Origin of the sequence: Nocardioides gansuensis, from assembly GCF_003076135.1 — a bacterium.
In the GTDB taxonomy this organism is placed as follows: Bacteria; Actinomycetota; Actinomycetes; order Propionibacteriales; family Nocardioidaceae; genus Nocardioides; species Nocardioides gansuensis.
On sequence record NZ_QDGZ01000005.1, the window covers coordinates 25,553 to 48,517 of the forward strand.

At 71.4% G+C, this 22,965-nt stretch carries 24 protein-coding genes; 7 read left to right on the forward strand and 17 right to left on the reverse strand.

The window, feature by feature from the left end; all coding sequences use genetic code 11:
* Window positions 1-27: 27 nt before the first annotated feature.
* The 9 genes from DDE18_RS11975 to pcaH are packed head-to-tail and all read right to left on the reverse strand — an operon-like array spanning window position 28 to window position 7,467.
* Complete coding sequence (locus tag DDE18_RS11975) at window positions 28-1,215, reverse strand: 4-hydroxybenzoate 3-monooxygenase (RefSeq protein WP_116572516.1); 1,188 nt, start codon at window positions 1,213-1,215, stop codon at window positions 28-30.
* 12 nt (window positions 1,216-1,227) lie between these two features.
* The gene (locus DDE18_RS11980; protein WP_116572517.1) at window positions 1,228-1,902 is read right to left on the reverse strand and encodes a 3-oxoacid CoA-transferase subunit B; all 675 of its coding nucleotides are present in this window, start codon (window positions 1,900-1,902) and stop codon (window positions 1,228-1,230) included.
* Window positions 1,899-2,603 carry a 3-oxoacid CoA-transferase subunit A gene (locus DDE18_RS11985; RefSeq protein ID WP_116572518.1) on the reverse strand — a complete coding sequence of 235 codons (705 nt, stop codon included), beginning with the start codon at window positions 2,601-2,603 and terminating at the stop codon, window positions 1,899-1,901. Before DDE18_RS11985 ends, DDE18_RS11980 begins: the two co-directional genes overlap by 4 nt.
* Window positions 2,600-3,802 carry a thiolase family protein gene (locus DDE18_RS11990; RefSeq protein WP_116572519.1) on the reverse strand — a complete coding sequence of 401 codons (1,203 nt, stop codon included), beginning with the start codon at window positions 3,800-3,802 and terminating at the stop codon, window positions 2,600-2,602. Before DDE18_RS11990 ends, DDE18_RS11985 begins: the two co-directional genes overlap by 4 nt.
* Complete coding sequence (pcaC, locus tag DDE18_RS11995) at window positions 3,799-4,179, reverse strand: 4-carboxymuconolactone decarboxylase (RefSeq protein ID WP_116572520.1); 381 nt, start codon at window positions 4,177-4,179, stop codon at window positions 3,799-3,801. Before pcaC ends, DDE18_RS11990 begins: the two co-directional genes overlap by 4 nt.
* Window positions 4,176-4,964, reverse strand: coding sequence for an alpha/beta fold hydrolase (locus tag DDE18_RS12000; RefSeq protein WP_165821135.1), 789 nt, complete (start codon window positions 4,962-4,964; stop codon window positions 4,176-4,178). The genes pcaC and DDE18_RS12000 overlap by 4 nt, the downstream gene beginning before the upstream one ends.
* Window positions 4,954-6,159, reverse strand: coding sequence for a lyase family protein (locus tag DDE18_RS12005; RefSeq protein ID WP_245916646.1), 1,206 nt, complete (start codon window positions 6,157-6,159; stop codon window positions 4,954-4,956). The genes DDE18_RS12000 and DDE18_RS12005 overlap by 11 nt, the downstream gene beginning before the upstream one ends.
* Window positions 6,156-6,728 (reverse strand): protocatechuate 3,4-dioxygenase subunit alpha, encoded by a 573-nt coding sequence (pcaG, locus tag DDE18_RS12010; protein ID WP_116572522.1) that lies wholly within the window; start codon window positions 6,726-6,728, stop codon window positions 6,156-6,158. Before pcaG ends, DDE18_RS12005 begins: the two co-directional genes overlap by 4 nt.
* Window positions 6,721-7,467, reverse strand: a complete 747-nt coding sequence (gene pcaH, locus DDE18_RS12015) for a protocatechuate 3,4-dioxygenase subunit beta (protein WP_116572523.1) — start codon at window positions 7,465-7,467, stop codon at window positions 6,721-6,723. The genes pcaG and pcaH overlap by 8 nt, the downstream gene beginning before the upstream one ends.
* A gap of 67 nt (window positions 7,468-7,534) precedes the next feature.
* On the opposite strand from pcaH, the gene DDE18_RS12020 reads away from it, so the two are divergent.
* Window positions 7,535-8,293: an IclR family transcriptional regulator gene (locus tag DDE18_RS12020; protein WP_116572524.1), complete on the forward strand. Its 759-nt coding sequence runs from the start codon at window positions 7,535-7,537 to the stop codon at window positions 8,291-8,293.
* Between the two features lie 18 nt (window positions 8,294-8,311).
* Here the strand turns inward: DDE18_RS12020 and DDE18_RS12025 are convergent, their stop codons facing one another.
* Both DDE18_RS12025 and DDE18_RS12030 read right to left on the reverse strand, forming a co-directional pair.
* A complete protein-coding gene (locus DDE18_RS12025) occupies window positions 8,312-8,779 on the reverse strand; it encodes a MarR family winged helix-turn-helix transcriptional regulator (protein WP_116572525.1) in 468 nt (155 codons plus the stop codon).
* 176 nt (window positions 8,780-8,955) lie between these two features.
* A complete protein-coding gene (locus DDE18_RS12030) occupies window positions 8,956-9,714 on the reverse strand; it encodes a hypothetical protein (protein ID WP_133241222.1) in 759 nt (252 codons plus the stop codon).
* Between the two features lie 148 nt (window positions 9,715-9,862).
* On the opposite strand from DDE18_RS12030, the gene DDE18_RS12035 reads away from it, so the two are divergent.
* Entirely contained in the window at window positions 9,863-11,308 is a 1,446-nt protein-coding gene (locus DDE18_RS12035; protein WP_116572527.1) for an amidase, read from the forward strand.
* A gap of 271 nt (window positions 11,309-11,579) precedes the next feature.
* Here the strand turns inward: DDE18_RS12035 and DDE18_RS12040 are convergent, their stop codons facing one another.
* The 6 genes from DDE18_RS12040 to DDE18_RS12065 form a co-directional block, all read right to left on the reverse strand.
* Window positions 11,580-12,053 carry a MarR family winged helix-turn-helix transcriptional regulator gene (locus DDE18_RS12040; RefSeq protein WP_116572528.1) on the reverse strand — a complete coding sequence of 158 codons (474 nt, stop codon included), beginning with the start codon at window positions 12,051-12,053 and terminating at the stop codon, window positions 11,580-11,582.
* Entirely contained in the window at window positions 12,050-13,039 is a 990-nt protein-coding gene (locus tag DDE18_RS12045) for a branched-chain amino acid ABC transporter permease (RefSeq protein WP_116572529.1), read from the reverse strand. Before DDE18_RS12045 ends, DDE18_RS12040 begins: the two co-directional genes overlap by 4 nt.
* Window positions 13,040-13,062: 23 nt before the next feature.
* On the reverse strand, window positions 13,063-13,917 hold the full coding sequence (locus tag DDE18_RS12050) for a branched-chain amino acid ABC transporter permease (RefSeq protein ID WP_116572530.1): 855 nt from the start codon (window positions 13,915-13,917) through the stop codon (window positions 13,063-13,065).
* The gene (locus DDE18_RS12055; protein WP_116572531.1) at window positions 13,914-14,597 is read right to left on the reverse strand and encodes an ABC transporter ATP-binding protein; all 684 of its coding nucleotides are present in this window, start codon (window positions 14,595-14,597) and stop codon (window positions 13,914-13,916) included. The genes DDE18_RS12050 and DDE18_RS12055 overlap by 4 nt, the downstream gene beginning before the upstream one ends.
* Window positions 14,581-15,336, reverse strand: coding sequence for an ABC transporter ATP-binding protein (locus tag DDE18_RS12060; protein WP_165821136.1), 756 nt, complete (start codon window positions 15,334-15,336; stop codon window positions 14,581-14,583). Before DDE18_RS12060 ends, DDE18_RS12055 begins: the two co-directional genes overlap by 17 nt.
* 136 nt (window positions 15,337-15,472) lie before the next feature.
* Complete coding sequence (locus DDE18_RS12065) at window positions 15,473-16,675, reverse strand: ABC transporter substrate-binding protein (RefSeq protein ID WP_116572533.1); 1,203 nt, start codon at window positions 16,673-16,675, stop codon at window positions 15,473-15,475.
* A gap of 257 nt (window positions 16,676-16,932) precedes the next feature.
* On the opposite strand from DDE18_RS12065, the gene DDE18_RS12070 reads away from it, so the two are divergent.
* Genes DDE18_RS12070 through DDE18_RS12090 form a run of 5 tightly spaced genes read left to right on the forward strand, consistent with a single transcriptional unit; the run spans window position 16,933 to window position 22,948 of the window.
* The gene (locus DDE18_RS12070) at window positions 16,933-18,414 is read left to right on the forward strand and encodes an aldehyde dehydrogenase family protein (protein WP_116572853.1); all 1,482 of its coding nucleotides are present in this window, start codon (window positions 16,933-16,935) and stop codon (window positions 18,412-18,414) included.
* On the forward strand, window positions 18,411-19,520 hold the full coding sequence (locus tag DDE18_RS12075) for an NAD(P)-dependent alcohol dehydrogenase (protein WP_116572534.1): 1,110 nt from the start codon (window positions 18,411-18,413) through the stop codon (window positions 19,518-19,520). Before DDE18_RS12070 ends, DDE18_RS12075 begins: the two co-directional genes overlap by 4 nt.
* Window positions 19,521-19,566: 46 nt before the next feature.
* The gene (locus DDE18_RS12080) at window positions 19,567-20,490 is read left to right on the forward strand and encodes an SDR family oxidoreductase (RefSeq protein ID WP_116572535.1); all 924 of its coding nucleotides are present in this window, start codon (window positions 19,567-19,569) and stop codon (window positions 20,488-20,490) included.
* An 8-nt stretch (window positions 20,491-20,498) separates the two neighbouring features.
* The gene (locus DDE18_RS12085) at window positions 20,499-21,413 is read left to right on the forward strand and encodes an amidohydrolase family protein (RefSeq protein WP_281258371.1); all 915 of its coding nucleotides are present in this window, start codon (window positions 20,499-20,501) and stop codon (window positions 21,411-21,413) included.
* Window positions 21,410-22,948 carry an acyl-CoA synthetase gene (locus DDE18_RS12090; RefSeq protein ID WP_116572536.1) on the forward strand — a complete coding sequence of 513 codons (1,539 nt, stop codon included), beginning with the start codon at window positions 21,410-21,412 and terminating at the stop codon, window positions 22,946-22,948. The genes DDE18_RS12085 and DDE18_RS12090 overlap by 4 nt, the downstream gene beginning before the upstream one ends.
* Window positions 22,949-22,965 lie beyond the last annotated feature (17 nt).

A 22,965-nucleotide genomic window follows, 5' to 3' on the forward strand; every position in this document is an offset into this window, starting at 1 on the left:
CGGGCGGCAACCGCTTCCAACGGTGGCTCAGGCCGGCCAGCCGGTGTAGCCCTCGGCGAGGTAGGTCGAGCCGGCGGTGGAGCCCACGACCGACGCGAGCTCGCCGAGCTGGCGTCGTACGTCGAAGGCGGTCGCGCCGGGCAGCGTGTGGAGCATCGTCGTCATCCAGTACGAGAAGTGCTGCGCGCGCCAGACGCGGTCGAGGGCGCGAGGGCTGTAACGATCGAGGGCGCCGTCGTCGTTCTCGCGCACCGCCCGCTCGAGCAGTTCCGCGAGGACGCGGACGTCCGCCAGTGCCAGGTTGAGGCCCTTCGCGCCGGTCGGTGGAACCGTGTGTGCGGCGTCGCCTGCGAGGAGCAGGCGACCGTGGCGCATCGGCTCGGCGACGAAGCTGCGGAACCGCAGCACCGCCTTGTCGGTGATGGTGCCCTCGTTGAGGGTGAAGCCGTCGGGACCCGCGACCCGCGACTGGAGCTCCGCCCAGATCCGGTCCTCCGACCACTGGTCGACGTCCTCGTCGGGGTTGCACTGGAAGTACATCCGCTGCAGGGTCTCGGTGCGTTGGCTGATCAGCGCGAAACCGCGCTCGGAGTGGGTGTAGACCAGCTCGGGCGCGCTCGGTGCCGCCTCGGCGAGGATCCCGAACCACGCGAACGGGTACTCGCGGAAGTAGTGCCGCCGCCGCGCTTCGGGCACTTCCTGCCGACAGGTCGACCGGGACCCGTCGGCCCCGACGAGGTAGTCGCAGCGGATCTCCTGGGGCACACCGTCGGCGTCGGTGAACAGGATGCCGGGGCGCGGGCCGGTGAGGTCGACGACGCGGGTGTCGCGGATGCCGAACCGGACGTCGCCGGCGTCGCGGGTGCGGGCGTCCGCGAGGTCGATGAAGACATCGGTCTGCGGGTAGAGCCAGGCCGACTCGCCGACCAGTGCCTTGAAGTCGACCCGGTGGCTGGTGCCGCCGAACCGCAGCGCGATCCCGCCGTGTGCGTGCCCCTCGCGGTGCACCCGGTCCGAGACTCCGGAGTCGACGAGCAGTCGGACGCTGTCGGCCTCGAGGATGCCGGCCCGGACGGTGGTCTCGATCTCCCGGCGGGTGCGATGGTCGACCACCACCGAGTCGATGCCGCTGAGCGCGAGCAGGTGGGAGAGCATCAGGCCGGCTGGGCCACCGCCGACGATGCCGACGGTGGTGCGGGTGAGACGTGGCTGCATGGGTCCGCCCTTTCAGCGTCCGGTGCCATCGACGAGCGGGACGTCGACGAGCGCGGTGAGGTCGTCGTACTCGATCCCGAACAGGTCGCGCACGACGACGCCCTCGGGCTCGATCAGGAACACGGCGAGGTCGGTGTAGACCCGGCTCACGCACTGCAGCCCGGTCAGCGGATAGGTGCACTCGGGGACCAGCTTGGCGCGCCCGTCCCGGGACAGCAGATTCATCATCACGAACGTCTGCCTGGCCCCGATGGCGAGATCCATCGCGCCCCCCACGGCCGGGATGTCATCCGGTCGGCCGGTGTGCCAGTTGGCCAGGTCGCCGCGCGCCGAGACCTGGTAGGCGCCGAGCACGCAGATGTCGAGGTGGCCGCCCCGCATCATCGCGAAGGAGTCGGCGTGGTGGAAGTACGACGCCCCCGGCAGCTCGGACACGGCGACCTTGCCGGCGTTGACCAGGTCCGGGTCGACCTCCTCGGCTCGAGCCTCGGGGCCCATGCCGAGCATCCCGTTCTCGGTGTGCAGCATGACGCCGCTGTCCGGCGCCAGGAAGTTGGCAACCTTGGTGGGGAGCCCGATCCCGAGGTTCACGAACGAACCCGCCGGGATGTCGGCTGCCACCTGCCGGGCGAGGGCGTCGCGGTCGATGCCGGTCGGTAGTGCGCTGGTCGAGCTGGTCGTGGTCATCGGGCGACTCCGGCTGCGACGGTGGGTGCGAGGGTGCGCGTGACCGGGACGACGCGGTCGACGTACACACAGGGTGTGACGACGTGCTCGGGGTCGATGGATCCGACCGCGACCACCTCATCGACCTGGACCACGGTGGTAGTGGCGGCGGCGGCCATGATCGGTCCGAAGTTGCGTGCCGTCTTCCGGTAGACGAGGTTCCCGAGCTCGTCGGCGCGGTGGGCGGCGACCAGGGCCAGGTCCCCGGCCAACGCGTACTCCAGGACGTGACCGCGGCCGTCGATCTCGCGGGTCTCCTTGCCCTCGGCCAGCGGCGTGCCGTAACCGGTCGGAGTGAAGAACGCGCCGATCCCGGCGCCTGCCGCGCGGATCCGCTCGGCCAGGTTGCCCTGAGGCACCAGCTCGAGCTCCAGCTCGCCCGCGCGGTACTTCTCGTCGAAGCACCACGAGTCCGACTGCCGCGGGAAGGAGCAGATCATCCTCCGGACCCGGCCCTCGCGGATGAGCGCGGCCAGGCCGTGGTCGCCGTTGCCGGCGTTGTTGCTCACCACTGTGAGGTCCTTGGCGCCGCTCTCGATGAGGCCCTCGATCAGCTCGACGGGCTGGCCGGCCGAGCCGAAGCCGCCGATCAGGACGACCGCTCCGTCGGGGGTGTCGGCGACCGCTTCTGCGGCGTCGTCGACGATGATCACCCTGCTCATCGGTGCTCAGCTCCTTGGTTGTTCTCGAGGACGACGGCAAGGCCCTGGCCGACACCGATGCAGATGGCGGCGACGCCCCAGCGTTGCCCCGACTCCGCGAGCGAGCGGGCCAGGGTGCCGAGGATCCGCGTGCCGGAGGCGCCGAGCGGGTGCCCGATCGCGACGGCGCCGCCGTGGGCGTTGACGATCCCGGGGTCGATGTCCCAGGCCTTGGTGCAGGCGAGCGACTGCGCGGCGAAGGCCTCGTTGAGCTCGACCGCGCCGACCTCGCTCCAGGCGATGCCGGCGCGCTTCAGCGCCAGGTTGGCGGCCTCGACCGGGGCGAACCCGAAGTACCGCGGTTCGTTCGCCGATGCGCCGCGGCCGGCGATCCTGGCGAGCGGCGCGCTGCCGAGGATGTCCTCGGCGGCAGCGCTGCCGAGCACGGCCGCCGACGCCCCGTCGTTCAGCGGCGACGCGTTGCCGGCGGTGACCGTCCCGTCCGGGCGGAACACCGGCCGCAGGCCGGCGAGCTTCTCAAGCGTGGTGTCGGGGCGGATCGACTCGTCGCGGTCCAGGTCGACGCCGGGGACGGCGACTACCTGGTCGTCGTAGAATCCGCGGTCCCAGGCCTCGGCCGCCCGTCGGTGCGAGCGGAGGGCGAACGCGTCCTGCTCCTCGCGGGACACACCCTCGCGCTCCCGCAGCAACTCGGTGGCCGCGCCGAGCGAGACCGTCCACTCTGCGGGCATGGCGGGGTTCACCAGACGCCAGCCGAGGGTGGTCGACACCAGCGTCGCGTCGGTCGTCGGGTGCGCCCTCTCGGGCTTGGGCAACACCCACGGCGCGCGGCTCATCGACTCCACTCCGCCGACGACGACCACGTCGGCCTCACCGACGGCGATCTGCCGCGAGCCGATGAAGGCAGCGTCGAGGCTGGAGCCGCAGAGACGGTTGACGGTCGTCGCCGGCACCGACGTGGGCAGACCAGCCAGCAGCCCGGCCATCCGGGCGACGTTGCGGTTCTCCTCACCGGCGCCGTTGGCGTTCCCGAGCACGACCTCGTCGACCCGGGCCGGGTCGAGGCCGGGTGCGCGCCCTAGGAGCGCCTTCAGGACGTGGGCGGCGAGGTCGTCCGGCCGGATCCCGGCCAGCGCGCCGCCGTACCGCCCGAACGGCGTGCGCACGGCGTCGTACACGAACACGTCGGCGACCGTCACCGGGGTCCCTCCTCGTCGACGACTCTCCTGGCCACGGCGAACGCGTGGTTCGCGGCCGGGACGCCGCAGTACACGGCGCTCTGCAGGATGACCTCGCCGATCTCCTCGACGGTGAGCCCGTTGCGGCGCGCCGCGGCGACGTGCATCTCGAGCTCGTCCCAGTGGCCGTGGGCGATCAGCGCAGTGAGCGTGATCGCGCTGCGTGTCCGCCGGTCGAGCCCGGGGCGGGTCCAGATCTCCCCCCAGGCGTAGCGGGTGATCAGGTCCTGGAAGTCCTCGGTGAAGGCGTTCTTGGTCGCCTCCGCACGGTCGACGTGCTCGTCGCCGAGCACCTCGCGGCGGACCGCCATGCCGGCGTCGTGCCGATCGGCGTTCATCGGGTCGCCTCCTGTCCGATCAAGAAGCCCGCCGCCGCGGCGGCGGTCGCCACCGGGTCTTCCGCGGGCGGGAGGTGGCCGCAGGCGGCCAGGACTCCGAGGCCGGCCCCGGGCAGGCTGCTCCTGGCCGCTTCGGCGTCCGCGGGCGGCACGACGACGTCGTGCTCGCCGGCCAGCACCAGCAACGGCACGAGTGGTCGGGGTGTCCCTACCGCACGGTCGAGGTCGGCGAGCGCCTCGCAGGCCCAGGCGTAGGAGCGCGGGTCTGCATGGGACAGGGACGTCAGCAGCGCGGCCGCGCCTTCGGGATGCTCGTCGATGAACCCGGGCGCGAACCAGCGCGCAGCGGAGCTCGACACCATCACCGACGTGCCGGCTCGGCGCACTAGCGCGGCGCGCTCCCGCCAGGCCGCGGGCTCGCCGATCCGTGGCTCGGACGCGATGGTCACGACCGCGGTGAATGGTCCGGGGTCGGCTGCCAGCTCGAAGCCGATCACGCCCCCGAGCGAGACGCCGGCGTACGCCGCGGGCCGGCCGCCCGCCAGCCCGCTCGCACGGTCCCGGACCACGTCGGTGAGCTCGGCGACCGAGAACGGCGCCTCTGCGGCCGGGCTGCTCCCGTGGCCGGGAAGGTCCCAGCCGACGACCTCGAAGCGGTCGCCGAGCAGGGCGGCGCACGCGCCCCACAGCGCGGCGACCGAGGTGCCGAGGGACGGCCCGACCACCAGCAGGTGCGGCGACTCCGGGCCACCGGAGAGGCGCGAGAGCGTCAGGTCAGGCGTCACGGGGGCCTCCTCGGAAGCGGATGAGGGCCGCGTCGACGAAGGCGTGGGTCGCGCCCAGGTAGGTAGCGGGGTCGCCCGTGCCCTCACCGCCGCGCTCGGCGAGGAGCTGGTCGACCGCTGCGTGGGTCCGGCTGGCCATCGCCTCGGTGTCGACCTCGAGCCCCGCGACCAGCTCGGCGGCCTGAGCGGTCGCCACCACGCTCAGTCGGAGCAGCCGGCGCAAGGCCGGCCACTCGGCGTGCCAGGCGCCGGGCGGGCGCTCGTCGACGGCCTGGCTCGCGCACAGGTGGAGCTGCGCGCCCAGCTGCGGTGCCTGCAGGGCGGCGGCGTGCACGAGCGTGGCCAGCACGGGGTTCTGCTTGTGCGGCAGGGTGGACGATCCGCCGCGACCGGGCGCCGGCGCCTCCCGCACCTCGCCGATCTCGGGGCGCCCCAGGGTCAGGATGTCGGCCGCCACGACGCCGAGCGTGTCGAGGACCTCGACGATCGCGTCGCCGACCCTGGTCACCGGAGCCCGTCGGGTGTGCCACGGCAGGCCGGGCCACGCCAGCCCGAGCCGGTTCGCCAGCGCCGCCGCAGCCCGGGCTGGGTCCGGCACCAGGTCCGCAGCACGCGAGAGCGTCCCGGCTGCACCCCCGCACTGGACCGGCAGGGAGCGTCGTACGGCGTCGAGGTGGTCGGCGGCGTCCAGCACGCCGGTCAGCCACTGGGCGGCCTTGAGTCCGAAGGTCGTGGGAACGGCGTACTGCGTCAGCGTCCGGCCGGCCATCAGGGAGCCCCGGTGCTCGTCGGCGAGCCGGGCCAGCGCCTGCGCCGTACGGCCGAGGTCCTCTCGAAGCCGGGCCATCGCGTCCTGCACGAGCAGCATCAGGCCCGAGTCGAGCACGTCCTGGCTGGTGAGGCCCACGTGCAGCAGCCGGGCGGCTTCGGGGTCGTCGACCCGGGCGCGGAGGGCGCGGACGAGCGGCAGCACCGGGTTGCCCGCGTCCTCGACCTCGGTCGGGTCCAGGGTCGGCTGCCACCCGTGGACGGCGTGGACGACCGCGTCGACGTGGTCGGCCTTCGCGGCACCACTGTCGGCCAGCGCCTGCATCCAGGCGACTTCGACCCGCAGCATCGCCGCGAGCAACACCGCGTCGTCGGCGACGCCGTGGGCCCGGTAAGCACCGGGCTCGAGGGGCCCGCCGTCGTTCACGGTCGGTCCCGGTGGCGGGGGAAGGAGAGGAAGACCGTCTCCCGCTCGCCCTGGAGGTGGATGTCGAACCGGAGGCCGCCGTCGGGCTCGCGTACGGCGACGAGGCGCGCGCGCTCGTCGGCAGGCAGCCCCGCCAGCAGCGGGTCCGCGGCAAGGGCGGCTTCGTCGCTGGGCACGTAGGCCCGGGTGAAGAGCCGGTTGAGCAGCCCGCGGGCGAAGACAGTGACCGCGAAGCAGGCCACGCCGCCGTCCCGGGTCGGCCCCGGCTCCAGGGTGCTGAACCAGTAGTGGCCGGTCCGGTCGGTGGTGCTGCGCCCCCACCCGGTGAACGCGCCGCCCTGACGGCGGAGCGATCCCTCGACGGTCGGGACGGTGCCGGTCGGGTCGGCGTGCCTGATCTCCAGGAGCGCGTCCGGGATGCCGCTGCCGGCGCCGTCGTACACGTAGCCGTGGAGCCTCACGGCGTCGGCCCGGCAGGGTGGCACCAGCTCGCGGTCGTGGTCGTATGGAAGCGCGTGGTGGAAGAACGGGCCGATCGTCTGGCCGGGAGTGGGTGCGAGGTCAGTCATGGTCGCCGTCCTCGGGCTCGACGTAGGTGGCGTGGCTCCCGGTCAGCACGATGTCCCACCGGTAGCCGAGGACCCACTCGTGCTCGGACAGGTCGTGGTCGTACGACGCCACCAGCCGCGCCCGCGCGTCCTCGCCGGTGATCGACTGCAGGATCGGATCCAGCGCGACGAGCGGGTCGCCCGGGAAGTACATCTGGGTGATCATCCGCTGCGTGAAGTCCGTGCCGAACAGCGAGAAGTGGATGTGGGCGGGCCGCCACGCGTTGCGGTGGTTGCGCCACGGGTACGGCCCGGGCTTGATCGTGGTGAACCTGTAGCCGCCCCCGTCGTCGGTCAGGCAGCGGCCCAGCCCGGTGAAGTGGGGATCGAGCGGTGCGGGGTGCTGGTCCCGCTGGTGGACGTAACGGCCGGCGGCGTTCGCCTGCCAGATCTCGACGAGCTGGCCGCGGACCGGGCGGCCCGCGCCGTCGAGGATGCGACCGCTGACCACGATCCGCTCGCCGATCGGCTCGCCTCCCGACTGGATGGTCAGGTCCGCCTCGAGGGGGTCGACGTCGGAGTGGCCGAAGACCGGGGCCACCAGCTCCGCACCCTCGGGGTCGGCGGGGCGGGGGTCCCGGGTGGGGTGGCGCAGGACCGAGCTGCGGTACGGCGGGAAGTCCAGCAGCGGCTGGCTCAGTCCGGGCCGGGAAGCGTGGAGGTCGGCCATCTCCTTGCTGATCAGCTCCTGGGACTCCATGCCGGCAAGCCAACCGCGCGGGTCCCGGCCCGTCGAGGCTAACCTTCCACTGAGTGGAAGGGGTGTCATGGCCGGCAACACGTCCCGACCCGGCGCGACCGTGGTCTCGCGCGTCCTCGCGCTCCTCGGCGCGTTCGACGAGACGCATCGCCGGCTCACGCTCACCGAGCTGGCCCGGCGGGCCGACCTGCCGGTCCCGACCGCGCACCGCCTGGTCGGCGAGCTCGCCGCCCACGGTGCGCTCGCGCGCACGCCGTCGGGGGAGTACGTCGTCGGCCGGCAGATCTGGTCGCTGGGCGTGCTCGCACCGGTGCAGACCGGGCTCCTCGAGGCCGCGTCGCCGTTCCTGCACGACCTGTACGCCGCCACCCTGGCCACCGTGCACCTCGCCGTGCGCGACGGCACCCAGGTGCTCTACCTGGACCGGCTCTCCGGTCGCCGGTCGGTGCCGGTCGTCAGCACGGTCGGCTCTCGGCTCCCGCTCTACCCGACCGGCGTCGGCAAGGTGCTCCTGGCCCACGCACCGGAGCGTGTTCAGGTGGAGGTGCTGTCCTCGCTCACGCGGATCACGCCGCACACGATCACCCAGCCGGCCCGGCTCCGGGCCCAGCTCGCTCGGGTACGGAGCGACGGCTACGCGACCACGGTCGAGGAGATGACGCTCGGCGCGTGCTCGGTCGCAGTCCCTGTCCGCCGCAACGAGGCCGAGGTGGTGGCCGCGCTCGGCATCGTGGTGCCGAGCCTCCGCCGCGACCGGCCGCGCCTGGTCGCCGCGCTGCAGGTCGCCGCGCACGGGATCGGGAGGAGCATCAGCGACGGGTCATGAACCCATGCGCCGGGCGGGTCAGCGGGGCGTGTCACCGCTCAGCGCGTGGCGGCAGCGCACGAGGTAGGTGCGCAGGATCTCGGTCTGCCCGACATCGAAGCCCTCGAGCATCCGGGACTCGATGTCGGCGACCGAGTCGTGGAGCTCGTCGAGGACCCGCTGCCCGTCGGCGCTCAGCGACAACAGGTACTGCTTGCGGTTGCGCTCGTCGCGCTCGCGGGTGACCAGGCCGCGGCCGAGGAGGAAGGTCACCATCTCGGCCATCGACTGGGCGCGGACGAACGAGTTCCGCGCCAGCTCGGCTGAGGTGATGCCGGGGTGCCGCTCGAGCACGGTCAGCGCGGTGTACTGCGGCGTGGTCAGGTCGGCGGTGGCAACCACGTCGTCCAGCGCCTGCCGGACCGCCAGCTCCACCTGCTTGATCAGGTAGAGCAGCGTGACGTCGCGGTCGTGCCCGGACGCGGGGTGGGGAGCAGTGGTGCTCATGCGGCCTCACCGGCCTGTCGGCGATCCTGCATCATCTGTGCGGCCATCCCTCCCCATACCGTGCCGAGTCCTCCGACCGCGGCCATGATCACGTCAGGTGAACGACTCTACGGCCGGGAAGGATTGGGCTGACACGCGGCGCGATGATCCCCCCCGCTGCGCGTGCCCGGGTCGGATCACTCTTCGTCGGCAGCGGGCTCCGTGAGCCGGTGAAGGATCGCAACCATGACGCGGGACATCAAGGACGCGTCCTCCTCACCGAGGGGATCACGGAGGATGTCCGGGTCGGCGAACCACACGACGACCGAGCCGACCACGTGGGCCGCCATCGCCCGCGTGAGGTCACGGATCACGAAGGGCTGCCTCATCCGTAGCCCATAGGTGTCCAGCAAGGCTTGCCACGCCTGGTCCGCCACGTCGTAGAACGTGGCCTGTCGGTGTGCGATCGCCGCGCGTAGGCGGGCGTCGCCGGCGCCGAGCAGGAAGCTCAGCTCTACCCGGAAGAGCGGATCCTCACGGTAGTGACGATGTACCTCCTCCATGAGTCTCATGAGCACGGTCTCGAGCGGGAGGTCCTCGGACTCGGCCTCTCTGAACTCCACCACGCTCTCGGCGAGTCCAGGCACCAGGGCCGCCTGCAGGTCCGCGATGTGGAAGAGCAGATCGATCTGGAAGTCGGCCTGCGACGGCCACTGCTGGTAGATCGCCCCTGTCGTGATGGGTCGCGCGCCGTCATCGTGAGTCTGTTCCCGCACGATCGCCGTGGCTCGCTGCGCAACCTGGGTCAGCCGCAGGTGTGCCAGGGCGGCCGCCAGCACCTCGTCTCCCGAGGCCTGGGCACGCTCGCGGATGAGGTCGACGGCAGCACGCAGCATGAGGTCGCGGGTCTCCTCTGGAGTGCGCCTCGGCATCCGGGTTCCAGTACGGCGGGACATGAACCTCCAGTGTGGCGGGGTGAGGCCCGGCGACCCCGTTGACACTCACGTGCCCAGCCCCCTAACCTCATCCGTAGAAAATCTACGGATCTGACATTATCAGGCGGCCGGCGAGCGCCCGGTGCCACCGGTCGAGAGGTTGGACGACATGACGCTGACCCAGCTGGGCGACTCGCCTTCCACCCGCGACCCGAGCCGGCTGTGCGCGCTCCCCGCCGCCGAGCTCTCTCGCCGCATCGCGCGAGGCGATGTGACCGCACGAGCGGTGGTCGACGCGCACCTGGACCGGATCAACGAGGTCAACCCCACTGTCAACGCGGTCACGGCGGTCCTCGGGGAATCGGCACTCGCCGAGGCCGCCCGGATCGACAGCGCCGTCGCCCAGGGCCAGCCGCTCGGCCCCCTGGCCGGGGTCCCGTTCACGATCAAGGAGAACATCGACGTGGCCGGGCAGCCGACCACCGACGGTGTCGCGGCCTTCCGGGATCGGGTGGCCGCGGTCGACGCGCCGGCGGTCGCACAGCTCCGGGCAGCCGGTGCCATCCCCCTCGCCCGGACCAACATGCCCGACCTCGGCATGCGATGGCACACCGACAGCGGGCTGTTCGGTGCGACCCGCAACCCGTGGAACGCCGCCCTGTCAGCCGCCGGATCCAGCGGCGGTGAGGCGGTCGCGCTGGCAACCGGGATGTCGCCTCTGGGCATCGGCAACGACTACGGGGGCTCGATCCGGCTGCCCTCGGCGGCGGCCGGCACGGTCGGCCTCCGGCCCACCGCAGGCAGGGTGGCCTCGGCCAGCTCCACCAACCCCTTCCCGCCGCCGCCGACGCTGCAGCTCTTCGCCGTCGACGGCCCGATGGGGCGTCGGGTCGAGGACGTTCGGCTCGCCTACGAGCTCATGTGCGGACCGGACTCCCGCGATCCGAAGTGGGTGCCGGCACCGGTCCGGCAGCAGGTGCCGGACCCGATCAGGGTCGCGGTCGCCACGGATCCCGGCGCCGACGGCGTCCACCCCGACATCGCGTTGGCCGTTCGCCGTGCGGCCGACGCGCTTGCCGACGCCGGAGCGATCGTCGAGGAGGCCGATCCGCCGCAGGTGCTCGGGGCGGCCGAGCTGTGGCGCACGCTGACGACAGCAGAGCTCCAGGGAGCGCTCGACCACGTCATCCGTCCGCTGGGTTCGGCCGACGCATCGACCTATCTCGAGCAATCCATGGCGCACGTCGCGCGGCTCGACCTGGCTGGGTACGTCGACGGCCTGGCCAAGAGGCACGCCATCGCGGCGGCCTGGTCCGACTTCTACGCGGGTTACGACCTGGTCCTGGGCCCCGTCGCGACGCAGCCCGTGCATGCCGTCGGATTCGACCTCGGTGGCCCGGACAACGCCGACGCGCTCTGGCACTCGCACCGACTGGTCGTCACCGTCAACCTCTTGGGTCTCCCAGCCCTGGTGGTCCCGGTCGGGCTCGATCGGTCGCACCTGCCGCAGGGCGTGCAGCTGATCGCTGACCGTTTCCGGGAGAGCACCTGCCTGCACGCCGGCCTCCTCGTCGAGCGGGCACTCGGCTCGATCACACCCATCGACCCGACCTGAGCGGACACGCGCACGTCGAGTCCGCGGTCGGGAGCGTCGGTCACGGTCCGCGTCTGGCATGAGGGATCGGGATCAGACCCACACCGGCCATCACCTGCGTCGGGATCGCGCTGCGCTGTTCGACGCCGAAAGTCACGACGTCGCCAGGTCCTCCTGGTGGGTGCGAATCCATGCCGTCGCGACCCCACAGCTCGGCCAGGCAAACGCGGTGGCACAGGCGTCGATCACGAGCACCCCGTCGGCGCCGTGACGTTCGTCGGGTGAGCCGGAGCTACCTCGGGGGCTCGCCGCTCAGCGAGTGCCTGCAGCGCAGGAGGTAGGTGCGCAGGATCTCGGTCTGGCCGCCGTCGAACCCGTCGAGCATCTTGGTCTCGATGTCGGCGACTGCGTCCAACAGCTCCTCGAGCACGCGCTGCCCCTCCGACGTCAGGGTCAGGAGGTACTGCTTGCGATTGGTCTCGTCGCGCTCCCGCGCCACCAGCCCCCGGGCGAGCAGGTAGGTGATCATCTCGGCCATGGTCTGGGCGCGCACGAACGAGTTGCGCGCGAGCTCGGCCGACGTGATGCCCGGGTGTCGCTCGAGGACGGTGAGCGCGGTGTACTGCAGCGTGGTCAGGTCGGCGGTCGCCACCACGTCGTCGAGCGCCTGCCGGACCGCGAGCTCCACCTGCTTGATGAGGTAGAGCAGGGTGACGTCGCGGTCTCGGGCAGCCTCCTCGGCAGTGCTGGCCAACGGCACGCTCATCCCGGCGCCTCGACGCGCGCTCGCTCCAGCAGCCGGCCGACACCGGCGTCGACGCTCGGGACGACACCTCGTGGCATGAAGAGCAGCGCGAGCACGAGCAGGGCGCCGTAGGTGGCGTACTGCATGATCGGGGCCGCCGTCGGCGGGAGTCCGGGCTGGCTGCTGACCGTGTTGAGGACCTGGAGGAGCACCGAGACGATGACGGCTCCGACCACCCCTCCCCAGATCGTCCCGAGGCCGCCGACCACGGCCATGATCACGTAGGTGAACGACTCCAAGGCGGGGAAGGAGTCCGGGCTCACGTAGGGCGTGAAGAACGCCGAGAGTCCGCCCGCAAGCCCGGCATAGCCCGCCGACAGCGCGAAGATGGTGACCTTGCTGCGGTTGACCGGCACCCCCGCCGACTCTGCTGCGGTCTGGCTACCGGCCAGGGCCTGGATGCCGCGACCGAAGCGGCTGTGCACCGTCCGATGGCTCAGCAGCAGCACCAGCCCCAGGCAACCCAGCGCCAGATAGACGTAGGGCAGCTGCCCGACGACGACCCGGTCGCCCACACCCAGCGGCGGGATGCCGCTGACCCCGAGGGCGCCCCCGAGCACGTCGAAGGTGCTCATGGCCGCCTGCACCATCAACAACAGGGCGAGCGTCCCGAAGGCCAGGTAGTGCCCGTGCAACCGGAGGAGAGGTACGCCGACCAGCGCCGCGAAACCCGCCGCCACCAGCGGCGCGGCGAGCAGCGCGACCAGCGGTGGGAGCTCGAACCTCGTGGTGCCGACCGCCACGGTGAGCGCCCCGGCGGCCACGAACGCACCCTGACCGAGGGACGCCTGGCCGGAGTAGCCCATCAGCATCGACAGGCCGGTGACCACGATCGCGGCCATCACCATGCGCATGAAGAAGGTCAGGTCGGGAAGCACCAGAGGGGCCACGCACGCGGCCACGCAGGCAAGGACCACCAGGGCGGTCCGGGGCTGGGGTCGCGACATCACTCGCGACATCACTGGGGCCATCACTTTGCCTCCTCGTGGGCGAAGCTGCGGCTCCGCGCGATCATGATGACGATCATCAGCAGAAGGGCCACCTCGGTCTGGTAGGACCCATTGAGGTAACCCGCCGTGAGCTGGCCGGCGACGCCGAGCCCGAGACCGCCGACCAGGGTGCGCAGCGGGCTGACCAGCCCGCCGAAGACGGCGGCGGCGAACCCGCCGAGGGCCATCGGCAAGTCGGAGTAAAAGGACAGTGCGTTGCTGGGTGCGATCAACACGCCCGCCATCCCGCCCAGGATCCCGGAGAGTCCGAAGGCGACGAGTCCCATGCGACGTACGTCGATACCGACGAGCCGCGCGGCGAAGGGATTCGAGGCGCTCGCGGTGAGCGCCTTGCCGACGTAGGTGCGGGAGAAGAACAGTGAGAGTGCCGCGAACGCCACCAGCGTCACGACGAGCACCAGCAGTCGCTGCCGCTCCACCTCGGCACCGAGGATCGTCGCGAACCCGTCGAGACCGGGTGGCGACACGGGGTCCTGGCCCCACAGCCAGATGATGGCGGCGGAGAACACCATCGAGACGCCGAGGGTGACGATCAGCGAGATCAGGGGTGGGGTGCCGCGCCTGCCGATGGCGATGACGCCGACCAGCACGCCGACCACCCCGCACACCACGACGGTCACCGCCTCCCCCACCACGTGCGGCAGTCGCCCGGCCAGCAACGAGGCGGACAGCATCGCGCCGAGCACGGCCAGGGAGCCCTGCGCGAAGTTGACGACGCAAGTGACGCGGTGCACGACCACGAAGCCGCTGCCGATCAGCGCGAACGAGGAGCCCAGGGCGATCCCGGTGACCAGGTAGGTGACGAACTCACTCATCGGGACACCTCCACGTCGGCAAGCTCGGCGAGGTCGCCGAAGTAGGCCTTGCGTACGGCATCGCTCTCTGCGAGCTCGGAGCTCGGCCCGGTCACCACGACCCGGCCCGCCTCCAGCACACAGGCGCGGGCGCACAGGTTGAAGGCGAGCGTGACCTCCTGCTCGACCAGGAGGACGGCGGTGCCACGTTCGGTGTTGAGGTAGCGCAGGTGCTCGGCGAGCTCGTCGACCACGATGGGCGCGAGGCCCAGCGACAGCTCGTCGATGGCCAGGAGGTCAGGCCGCGCCATCAGGGCGCGACCGATCGCCACCATCTGCTGCTGTCCGCCTGAGAGCCGACCCGCCTTGCGCCGGCGCATTCCGGCCAGGTCCGGGAGCAGGTCGAACACCTCGTCCAGCTGTCGGTTCCGGATCGACCAGCCCCCGAGGAGGAGGTTGTCCTCGACGCTCATGTCCGGGAACATCTGGCGGCCCTCGGGGACCTGGGCCACGGTGCCCTCGACGACGACCGATCCAGATGCCGGCTTGAGCAGCCCGCTGACGGTGTTGATCAGCGTTGACTTGCCGGCCCCGTTGGGTCCGACCAGGGCGACCATCTCGCCCCGGCCGACGTTGAGGGACACCCCGTCGAGGGCCACCGCCGAGCCGTAGCGCACGACGAGGTCAGTGATGTGCAGCATGGTCTGCTCCGGTTCCGAGGTAGGCCTTGACGACGGCGGGGTCGGAGGTGACCTCCGCCGGGGTGCCGTCGGCGATCACCGTGCCTAGGTCCAGCACCGTGATGCGATGGGCCAACGAGGTGACCATGCCGACGTCGTGCTCGACGAGGAGGATGGTCGTGCCTGCCCCGTTCAGCTCGCGGATGAGGTCGGCGAGCTGCGTGCGCTCTGCCGCCCGCAGGCCGGAGGCGGGCTCGTCGAGAAGAAGCAGCCGTGGCCGGCCGGCCAGCGCCCGCGCCACCTGGAGGCGGCGCTGCTGGCCCAGCGGCAGGCCTTCGGCCGGCCGGTCAGCCAGCTCGAGCAGCCCGACGCGGTCCAGGCACTGCTCGGCCTGGGTCCGAATCTCCCGCTCCTCCCGGCGTTGGGCCGGCGGGCGGAACGCAGCCGACACCAGGCCCGCCCGCGAGCGCGCGTGCGCACCCACCATCACGTTCTGAAGCAGCGACATGCCCGCGAACAACCGGGCGCCCTGGAAAACGATCGCCACGCCTCGGCGCGCGCGGACGTGGGGTGGCAACCGGTCGATGTGCGCCCCGGCCAGGCTGATCGAGCCGGCGTCCGGACGCAGGTGGCCGGCGATCAGGTTGAACAGCGTCGACTTGCCGGCGCCGTTGGGACCGATCACCCCGCGCAGCTCGCCCTCGGCGACCTCGAGGCTGACGTCCCGGTTGGCGTAGACACCGCCGAAGTGCTTCGACATGCGTTCGACCTTGAGCATGCTGGCCTCCGCTGAGTGGTTGGGTTGTGCTGGCTGGTGTGGTGGGAAGGTGCGGGCCGGACGGCTGCGTGTCAGCCCGGCCCGCACCGGTCTCATGACGTCGGACCGCTGGGCCCGACTACTCGGGCAGGCTGGCCTTGAACGCCTCGAGGGAGTACGGCGTCGCCTTCAGGTCCCCGTCCTTGACCTCGACGATCGCGATGGCGTCCTTGCCGATGCCGCCGTGGTCGTCCTCGGAGAACTGGAACCTGCCGATGGGCGTGAGCACGTCGAGAGACTCCAAGGCGTCGCGCACCTTCTCCCGGTCGGTGGACTCCGCCTTCTCGATCGCGGCCACCAGCAGCTGGATGCCGGCGGCGCCGTCGAACGCGAACTGGGGCGGGTAGACGTCGTTCTGCTCCAGCCACGGGTTGGCGAACGCGTCGACGGCGTCCTTGAGCGGGCCGGCCGGCAGCTCGCGTCCCGGGACGGCGATGCTGCTGGTCATCACGACCCCCTCGGCCTCGGCGCCCGCGGGCTCGACGTACAGGTTCGAGGCCTGCGCACCGGTCATGATGAGGGGGATGCCGGACCCGGCGAACTGCTTGGTGATGATGACTGATGCCGGACCGGCGACCCAGACCAGGAAGGCGTCGGGCTTGGCGGCCTTCACCTTCGAGATCGCCGCGGTGAAGTCTGTCGCCGCGACATCGATCGCCTCGTCGACCACCACCTCGATGCCCGCCGCCTCGGCGGCCGCGACGGTCGCGGCGTGGCCGTTCTTGCCGTAGGGGTCCTCCGACGTGTAGGCAATCGCGAGGGACTCGATCCCTTCCGACTCGAGGTAGTCGACTGCCGCCTCGGCGTAGAGCTCGGGAATCGCCACGCACGTGAAGGCGTAGTCGTTCGAGCCGTCCTTGAAGGCGCTGACCGGCCCGAGGGCGATGGTCGGGATCCTGTTGCTCTCTGCGCTGGGACCGATCGCGGTCGAGGCCGCGACGTTGGAGGAGGACAGGATCGCGGTGTAGCTGCGGTCCGCGGCCATCTGGTTGTACTCGGTCACCGATTGTGGGACCTCGGTCTTGTCGTCCTTGATCGTCACCTCGAGGTCACGTCCCAGAACTCCGCCCTCGGCGTTGATCCGGTCCACCTCCTGCTCGATCGCGGCCTTGTCACCGATGCCGAGAGGCGAGAACGGTCCGGTGAGGGGCACGACGACGCCGATCTTGATCGGGCCCGACGAGCTCTCGGTCCCTCCTTCCGCAGACCCGCACGCGGCCAGGCCCAGGGCCAGGGCCAGCGCTCCAGCGACGGTCGGGACGGTGAGTCTTGTGCTGAACATGCGTCACCTCGAGGGATTGTCCGAGAGTCGGAAGTTATCAGGGTCCCTGTCTGTCAGGGAACCTGAAGATGGAGTATGATCACCGTCACACCGGGTGTCAATAGGCAGTTCCAGGCTGCTGCCAGCCGCGGTACGGAGCGGGTTTCACGCCTGCTCCGACTGCCGGCCACCGGTGGCCGACTGAGCATTGACAACGTGACTGTCGCCACATCACACTGTGTCTTCGACAGGAACCCTGATAACCTGGGATGGCAATGATGAGCGAAGAGGCACAGCAGCTCCCGCCCCGACAGCTGTTCGTCGGCGGCGCGTGGCGCGATGGGAACGCAGGCATGCGGCGCGACGTGGTCGACCCCGCCACCGGGGGCATCCTCACCACGGTGGTGGAGGCCGACGCGACGGATGTCGACGTCGCCGTACGCAACGCCCGCGAGGCGTTCGATGACGGCCCGTGGCCGCGGATGCCGGCCCGCGACCGGGCGCGCATCCTGCACCGGGCCGCCGACCTGATCCGGGAGCGAGCCGACGAGCTCGTCGCCCTCGAGAGCCACGACGTCGGCAAGCCGGTGTCCTTGTGCCGTGCGGTCGACGTCGAGACCGCCGCCCAGCAGTACGAGTACTGCGCGGCCCTGGCCCAGGGCCTCGACGGCGCCACCCGCTCCACGCCGATCCCGTCCTTCGCTTACACGATGCGGCTGCCGGTGGGTGTCGTGGGCGCCATCACCCCCTTCAACTTCCCGCTGATCCTGTCGAGCACCAAGATCGCCGCGGCCCTGGCCGCCGGCAACGTCGTGGTCCACAAGCCCGCCGACGACACCCCGCTCAGCGCGCTCTTCATGGCCGAGCTGTTGAAGGACGCCGGAGTGCCGGACGGAGTGCTCAACGTCGTCACGGGCAGCGGCCAGGTCGTCGGGGAGGCGCTGCTGCGTCACCCGGGCGTGGACAAGATCGCCTTCACCGGGTCCACGGCGATCGGCCGCCACGCGGCCAGCGTGGCCGGCGAGCACCTCAAGCCGGTCACCATGGAGCTCGGCGGCAACGCCGCCCACATCGTCTTCGACGACGCCGACCTCGACGTCGCCATCGGCGCGGTGATCAAGGCGTTCGTCTTCAACTCCGGCCAGTTCTGCATGGCCGGCCCGCGCCTGCTGGTCGCGCGGCCACTTCACGACACCGTCCTCGGGATCCTCGAGCACGCGGTGCCCACGGTGCCCATCGGCAACCCGCGTGACCCGGCGACGGTGATCGGCCCGATGGCCGGCGAGCGCCAGCTGAAGAAGGTCGAGGAGTACATCGAGCTGGCCCGCAAGGAGGGCGGCCGGATCGTCTGCGGCGGTGAGCGGCTCGACCTCGATGGCGGCTTCTACTACCGGCCGACCGTGATCGCCGACCTGCCCGCCGACTCGCGGGTGATCGCCGAGGAGGTCTTCGGACCGGTGCTCACAGTGCAGCCGTTCGACGACGAGGACGAGGCGGTGGCCCTCGCCAACAGCACGCCCTACGGACTCGCGGCCGGTCTGCAGACGCGCGACGTGACCCGCGCCCACCGGGTCGCGGCCCGTCTGGACGCCGGGATCGTGTGGGTCAACGACTGGGCGATGCTCGACCCGGCTGTGCCCTTCGGTGGCGTGAAGGACTCCGGCTTCGGCCGCGAATACGGCCCCGAGTCGCTGGAGGCCTACACCAGGGTCAAGTCCGTCGTCGTCTCCCTTCCCCCAGTGACCCAGGAGCAGTCATGACCATCACCACCCAGGCCGCCGTCGTCGAGTCGGGCGGCGCCCCCTTCACCCTGGTCGACGTCGAGCTCGACCAGCCCCGCGCCGACGAGGTGCTCGTCCGGATGACCGCGGCCGGGCTGTGCCACACCGACCTCGGCGTGGCCTCGGGCGGGCTGCCGTTCCCGCTGCCCGGCGTGCTCGGTCACGAGGGTGCCGGCGTCGTCGAGCGGGTCGGCTCGGCCGTCACCACAGTGGTGCCGGGCGACCACGTCCTCCTGTCGTTCACCTCGTGCGGGTCATGCCGCAACTGTCGCGGGGGGCACCCGGCCTACTGCGCCACCTGGTTGCCGGACAACCTGATCGGCGGCGCTCGCCGGGACGGATCGGCCACCATCTGTCGCTCCGGCGAGGCGCTCGGCAGCCACTTCTTCGGCCAGTCGTCGTTCGCCCGCCATGCGGTGGCGGACGAACGCAGCGTGGTCAAGGTCGACTCCCGCTCGCCGCTGGAGACCCTAGCGCCGCTCGGCTGCGGGGTGCAGACCGGCGTCGGCGCGGTGTGGAACGTGCTCAAGCCCGGCCCCGGCAGCACCGTCGTCGTCGCCGGCGCCGGCGCGGTCGGCCTCTCGGCGGTGATGGCCGCCGCCCTCACCCCGGCGCAGCGGATCGTGGCCGTCGACGTCTTGCCCCATCGGCTAGACCTGGCTCGCAAGCTGGGCGCGACCCACGTCGTCGACGCCTCGCAGGAGGACTACGCGGAGCGGATCGCCGAGATCACCGGCGGGGCCGGCTGTGACGGCGTCATCGAGACCACTGGCAACGTCACGGTGCTGCGCCAGGCGGTCGACAGCCTCGCCGCTCGTGGCACCGCGGTCATCGTCGGCGCGCCGCCCTTCGGCACCGAGGTCGGGCTCGAGGTCAACGGCCTCCTCGGCGGCAAGCACATTGTCGGCATCACCCTCGGCGACAGCGAGACCCAGACGTTCATCCCGCTGCTCGCGGAGATGGTCGCCGACGGGCGGCTGCCGGTCTCCGAGCTGATCACCACCTACGACTTCGCGGACATCCAGCAGGCGGTCGAGGACGTCAGGACCGGCGCGACCATCAAGCCGGTCCTGACCTTCGGCTGACCCGCGCACCATCCACGCACCACCCACCACCAGGAGCAGAGACCAGATGGACATCACCGGAAAAGTCGCCGTCGTCACCGGCGCCGGGCAGGGCCTCGGCCGCGCCTACGCCACCGCCCTCGCCGACGCCGGAGCGGCGGTGGTCGTCAACGACGTGAACGACGAGACGGCAGGCGCTGTCGTCGACGCGATCACAGCGGCCGGTGGCCGGGCAGTGGCCGAGGTCGTGCCGGTCGGCACTACCGCCGCCGCCGAGCGGCTCGTCGCCCGTGCCGTCGACACCTTCGGCCGGCTCGACGTCATGGTCACCAACGCCGGTGTGCTCCGCGACCGGGTGCTGTGGAACATGAGCGACGACGACTTCGACACCGTCATCCAGGTGCACCTCCGCGGCACGTTCACGTGCGTCCGCGAGGCGGCCAGGCACTTCCGGGCCCAGGGCGAAGGGGGACGCGTCATCCTCGCCGGGTCACCGGCCGGTCAGCGCGGCAACTTCGGCCAGACCAACTACGCCGCTGCGAAGGCCGGCATCGTCGCGATGGCGCGCACGTGGGCGATGGAGCTGGCACGGGCCGACGTCACCGTCAACGCCGTGGTCCCCAACGCCGCCACCGCGATGACCGAGACCATCCCGTTCCTGGCACCGTACGTCGAGCTGATGGAGCAGGGTCTCCCGGTCCCGTCGGTGGTTCGACGGGCCGCCTCGTTCGGCACCGCCGAGGACGTCGCCGGGCTGATCGTCTACCTCGCCTCGGACGCGTCCGCCGGTGTCACCGGCCAGGCGATCGGGATCGGCGGCGACCGACTCTCCCTGTGGTCGCACCCGACCGAGATCCGCAGCGCCTTCCGGGACGGGGGCTGGACCGCCGACGTGATCGCCGAGGCGTTCGAGTCGACCGTGGGTGAGGTGCAGGAGACCTACGGCATTCCCGCGCCCAAGCTCCCCACGCTCCAGCCGCAAGAGGCATAGAGGTCGACGTGCCCGAGCCCTACACCTCCCGGATCGACGTGTCGGCCCTCACCGCGATCGACGTGCACACGCACGCCGAGACCGACGGGTGCGGCCACTACTCGCTCCCCGAGAATCTCCGCGCCGGCGCCGACCACTACTTCGGGGTCGACGGTGGAGGGCCGCCCGACCTCGACCAGCTCGCGGCGTACTACCGCGAACGCCGGATGGCGGCCGTGGTCTTCACCGTCGACGCAGAGTCCGCGCTCGGCCACACCCGGATCGCCAACGAGGCCGTGGTCGAGGGCGCCAGCCGCAACGCCGACGTGCTGATCCCGTTCGCCAGCATCGACCCGGCCAAGGGCCGGGCCGGCGTGCGGGAGGCGCGGCGGCTGGTCGAGGAGCTCGGGGTGCGCGGCTTCAAGTTCCATCCCAGCGTGCAGGCGTTCTATCCCAACGACCGCGCGGCCTACCCGCTCTACGAGGTACTGGAGGAGCTCGGCGTGCCGGCCCTCTTCCACAGCGGGCAGACCGGCATCGGCTCCGGGCTTCGGGGCGGGGGAGGGATCCGGCTGAAGTACTCCAATCCCCTCCACCTCGACGACGTCGCGGTCGACTTCCCCGACCTGACCATCGTCATCGCCCACCCGTCGTTCCCCTGGCAGGACGAGGCGCTCGCAGTCGCGTCGCACAAGCCCAAGGTCTACATCGACCTGTCCGGGTGGTCGCCGAAGTACTTTCCGCCCCAGCTGGTGCGCTACGCCAACAGCCTGCTCAAGCACAAGGTGCTGTTCGGCTCGGACTTCCCGCTGATCTCGCCCGACCGCTGGCTGGCGGACTTCGACAAGCTCGAGATCAAGGACGAGGTGCGGCCATTGATCCTCAAGGACAACGCCGTCGCCGCTCTGGGTCTGACGGTTTCGGTCGTCGGGGCGGCGACATGATCGGCCCCGGCATCGGGAGCTGGCCCGCCCGCCGGGCGCGGATGAACCCCGCGACGGTGGCGCTGTGCACCGACGACGAGGAGCTCACGTACGCCGAGCTCGCCGTGCGGGTCGAGCACACCGCGGCCCGCCTCCGAGAGCTCGGGGTCTCGGCCGGCACCCGGGTCGCCTACCTCGGACCCAACAGCATCGACACCTGGGTCTGCTTCTTCGCGACCGCCCGTGCCGGCGGCATCTTCGTCTCGCTCAACATCCGGCTGGCCGCGCCCGAGATCGGCTACATGCTCGCCGACAGCGGCAGTCACGTGCTCGTCCACGGCCCGGAGTGCGCGGAGCTGGCGACCGCCTCCGACCCGGCCGAGCACGGCGTCGCCCACGTGCTGCCCGCCGCGGACCTCCGGCCCTCCAGCCGGCCGGAGGCCGCGGTCGGGTCGCCGATGCCTGCCCCGATCGCCGAAGAGGACCCGGTCGAGCTCGACGATCCCGTGCTGATCCTCTACACGTCGGGGACCACTGGCCGTCCCAAGGGCGCCGTCCTCACCCACGGCAACCTCACCTGGAACACGGTCAACCAGCTTGCCCACGTCGACGTGTTGAGCACCGACGTCGCGCTGTGTGTCGCGCCGCTCTTCCACGTCACCGGGCTGGGCCAGGTCTCGATGCCGACCCTGCTCAAGGGCGGCGCCGTCGTCGTCGTCCCGAAGTTCGAAGCCGGCGGCTTCCTGGCACTCATCGTCCGCCGTCGAGCGACCTGCTTCTCAGCGGTGCCGACCATGCTCCAGATGATGTGCGAGCACCCCGACTGGGAGTCGGCCGACCTGTCCTCGCTGCGCTACGTGATCTACGGCGGCTCGCCGATCGCCGAGGAGGTCGCGCAGGCCTGGCTCGACCGCGGCGTCGTCGTCCAACAGGGCTACGGCATGACCGAGGCCTCGCCGGGCGTGTTCATGGCCCTGCCCGACGGCGCCTCGTCGCGACCGGTCTCCGCCGGCGTCCCGCACTTCTTCACCGACGTCCGGCTGGACGCCGAGGGCGAGCCGGTCGCCGGACCTGGCCGCGGTGAGCTGCTGGTGCGCGGTCCCCACGTCTTTGCCGGCTACTGGAACAGGCCGGAGGAGACCGCGCAGGTCCTCGACAAGGGCTGGTATCGCTCCGGCGACGTGCTGCGGATCGAGGACGACGGCTGGGCGTATGTCGTCGACCGGGTCAAGGACATGATCATCTCCGGCGGCGAGAACATCTATCCCGCCGAGGTCGAAGCCGCGATCGCCGAGCTCGCCGACGTCTCGGCCGCGGCCGTCGTGGGCGTACCGGACCAGACGTGGGGCGAGGTCGGCTGCGCCTACGTCGTGCTCCGTTCGGGCGCCGATCTCGACGAGATCGCCCTGCGCGCCCACCTCGAGCAGCGACTGGCCCGCTACAAGATCCCGCGCTACGTCGAGATGTGCGACGAGCTGCCGCGCAACGCCACCGGGAAGGTCTTGCGCTCCGTGCTGCGCGAGCAGGCCCGCCAGGACCACCCCTCGGCCCACTGACCAGACCCCCGTCCACC

Bases quoted from the DNA above. Each gene is read 5' to 3' on its own strand.
- DDE18_RS11975 (WP_116572516.1), bottom strand. From the start codon at position 1,215: ATGCAGCCACGTCTCACCCGCACCACCGTCGGCATCGTCGGCGGTGGC.
- DDE18_RS11980 (WP_116572517.1), bottom strand. From the start codon at position 1,902: ATGACCACGACCAGCTCGACCAGCGCACTACCGACCGGCATCGACCGC.
- DDE18_RS11985 (WP_116572518.1), bottom strand. From the start codon at position 2,603: ATGAGCAGGGTGATCATCGTCGACGACGCCGCAGAAGCGGTCGCCGAC.
- pcaC (WP_116572520.1), bottom strand. From the start codon at position 4,179: ATGAACGCCGATCGGCACGACGCCGGCATGGCGGTCCGCCGCGAGGTG.
- pcaG (WP_116572522.1), bottom strand. From the start codon at position 6,728: ATGACTGACCTCGCACCCACTCCCGGCCAGACGATCGGCCCGTTCTTC.
- pcaH (WP_116572523.1), bottom strand. From the start codon at position 7,467: ATGGAGTCCCAGGAGCTGATCAGCAAGGAGATGGCCGACCTCCACGCT.
- DDE18_RS12020 (WP_116572524.1), top strand. From the start codon at position 7,535: ATGGCCGGCAACACGTCCCGACCCGGCGCGACCGTGGTCTCGCGCGTC.
- DDE18_RS12025 (WP_116572525.1), bottom strand. From the start codon at position 8,779: ATGAGCACCACTGCTCCCCACCCCGCGTCCGGGCACGACCGCGACGTC.
- DDE18_RS12030 (WP_133241222.1), bottom strand. From the start codon at position 9,714: ATGTCCCGCCGTACTGGAACCCGGATGCCGAGGCGCACTCCAGAGGAG.
- DDE18_RS12035 (WP_116572527.1), top strand. From the start codon at position 9,863: ATGACGCTGACCCAGCTGGGCGACTCGCCTTCCACCCGCGACCCGAGC.
- DDE18_RS12040 (WP_116572528.1), bottom strand. From the start codon at position 12,053: ATGAGCGTGCCGTTGGCCAGCACTGCCGAGGAGGCTGCCCGAGACCGC.
- DDE18_RS12045 (WP_116572529.1), bottom strand. From the start codon at position 13,039: ATGTCGCGACCCCAGCCCCGGACCGCCCTGGTGGTCCTTGCCTGCGTG.
- DDE18_RS12050 (WP_116572530.1), bottom strand. From the start codon at position 13,917: ATGAGTGAGTTCGTCACCTACCTGGTCACCGGGATCGCCCTGGGCTCC.
- DDE18_RS12055 (WP_116572531.1), bottom strand. From the start codon at position 14,597: ATGCTGCACATCACTGACCTCGTCGTGCGCTACGGCTCGGCGGTGGCC.
- DDE18_RS12060 (WP_165821136.1), bottom strand. From the start codon at position 15,336: ATGTCGAAGCACTTCGGCGGTGTCTACGCCAACCGGGACGTCAGCCTC.
- DDE18_RS12065 (WP_116572533.1), bottom strand. From the start codon at position 16,675: ATGTTCAGCACAAGACTCACCGTCCCGACCGTCGCTGGAGCGCTGGCC.
- DDE18_RS12070 (WP_116572853.1), top strand. From the start codon at position 16,933: ATGAGCGAAGAGGCACAGCAGCTCCCGCCCCGACAGCTGTTCGTCGGC.
- DDE18_RS12075 (WP_116572534.1), top strand. From the start codon at position 18,411: ATGACCATCACCACCCAGGCCGCCGTCGTCGAGTCGGGCGGCGCCCCC.
- DDE18_RS12080 (WP_116572535.1), top strand. From the start codon at position 19,567: ATGGACATCACCGGAAAAGTCGCCGTCGTCACCGGCGCCGGGCAGGGC.
- DDE18_RS12090 (WP_116572536.1), top strand. From the start codon at position 21,410: ATGATCGGCCCCGGCATCGGGAGCTGGCCCGCCCGCCGGGCGCGGATG.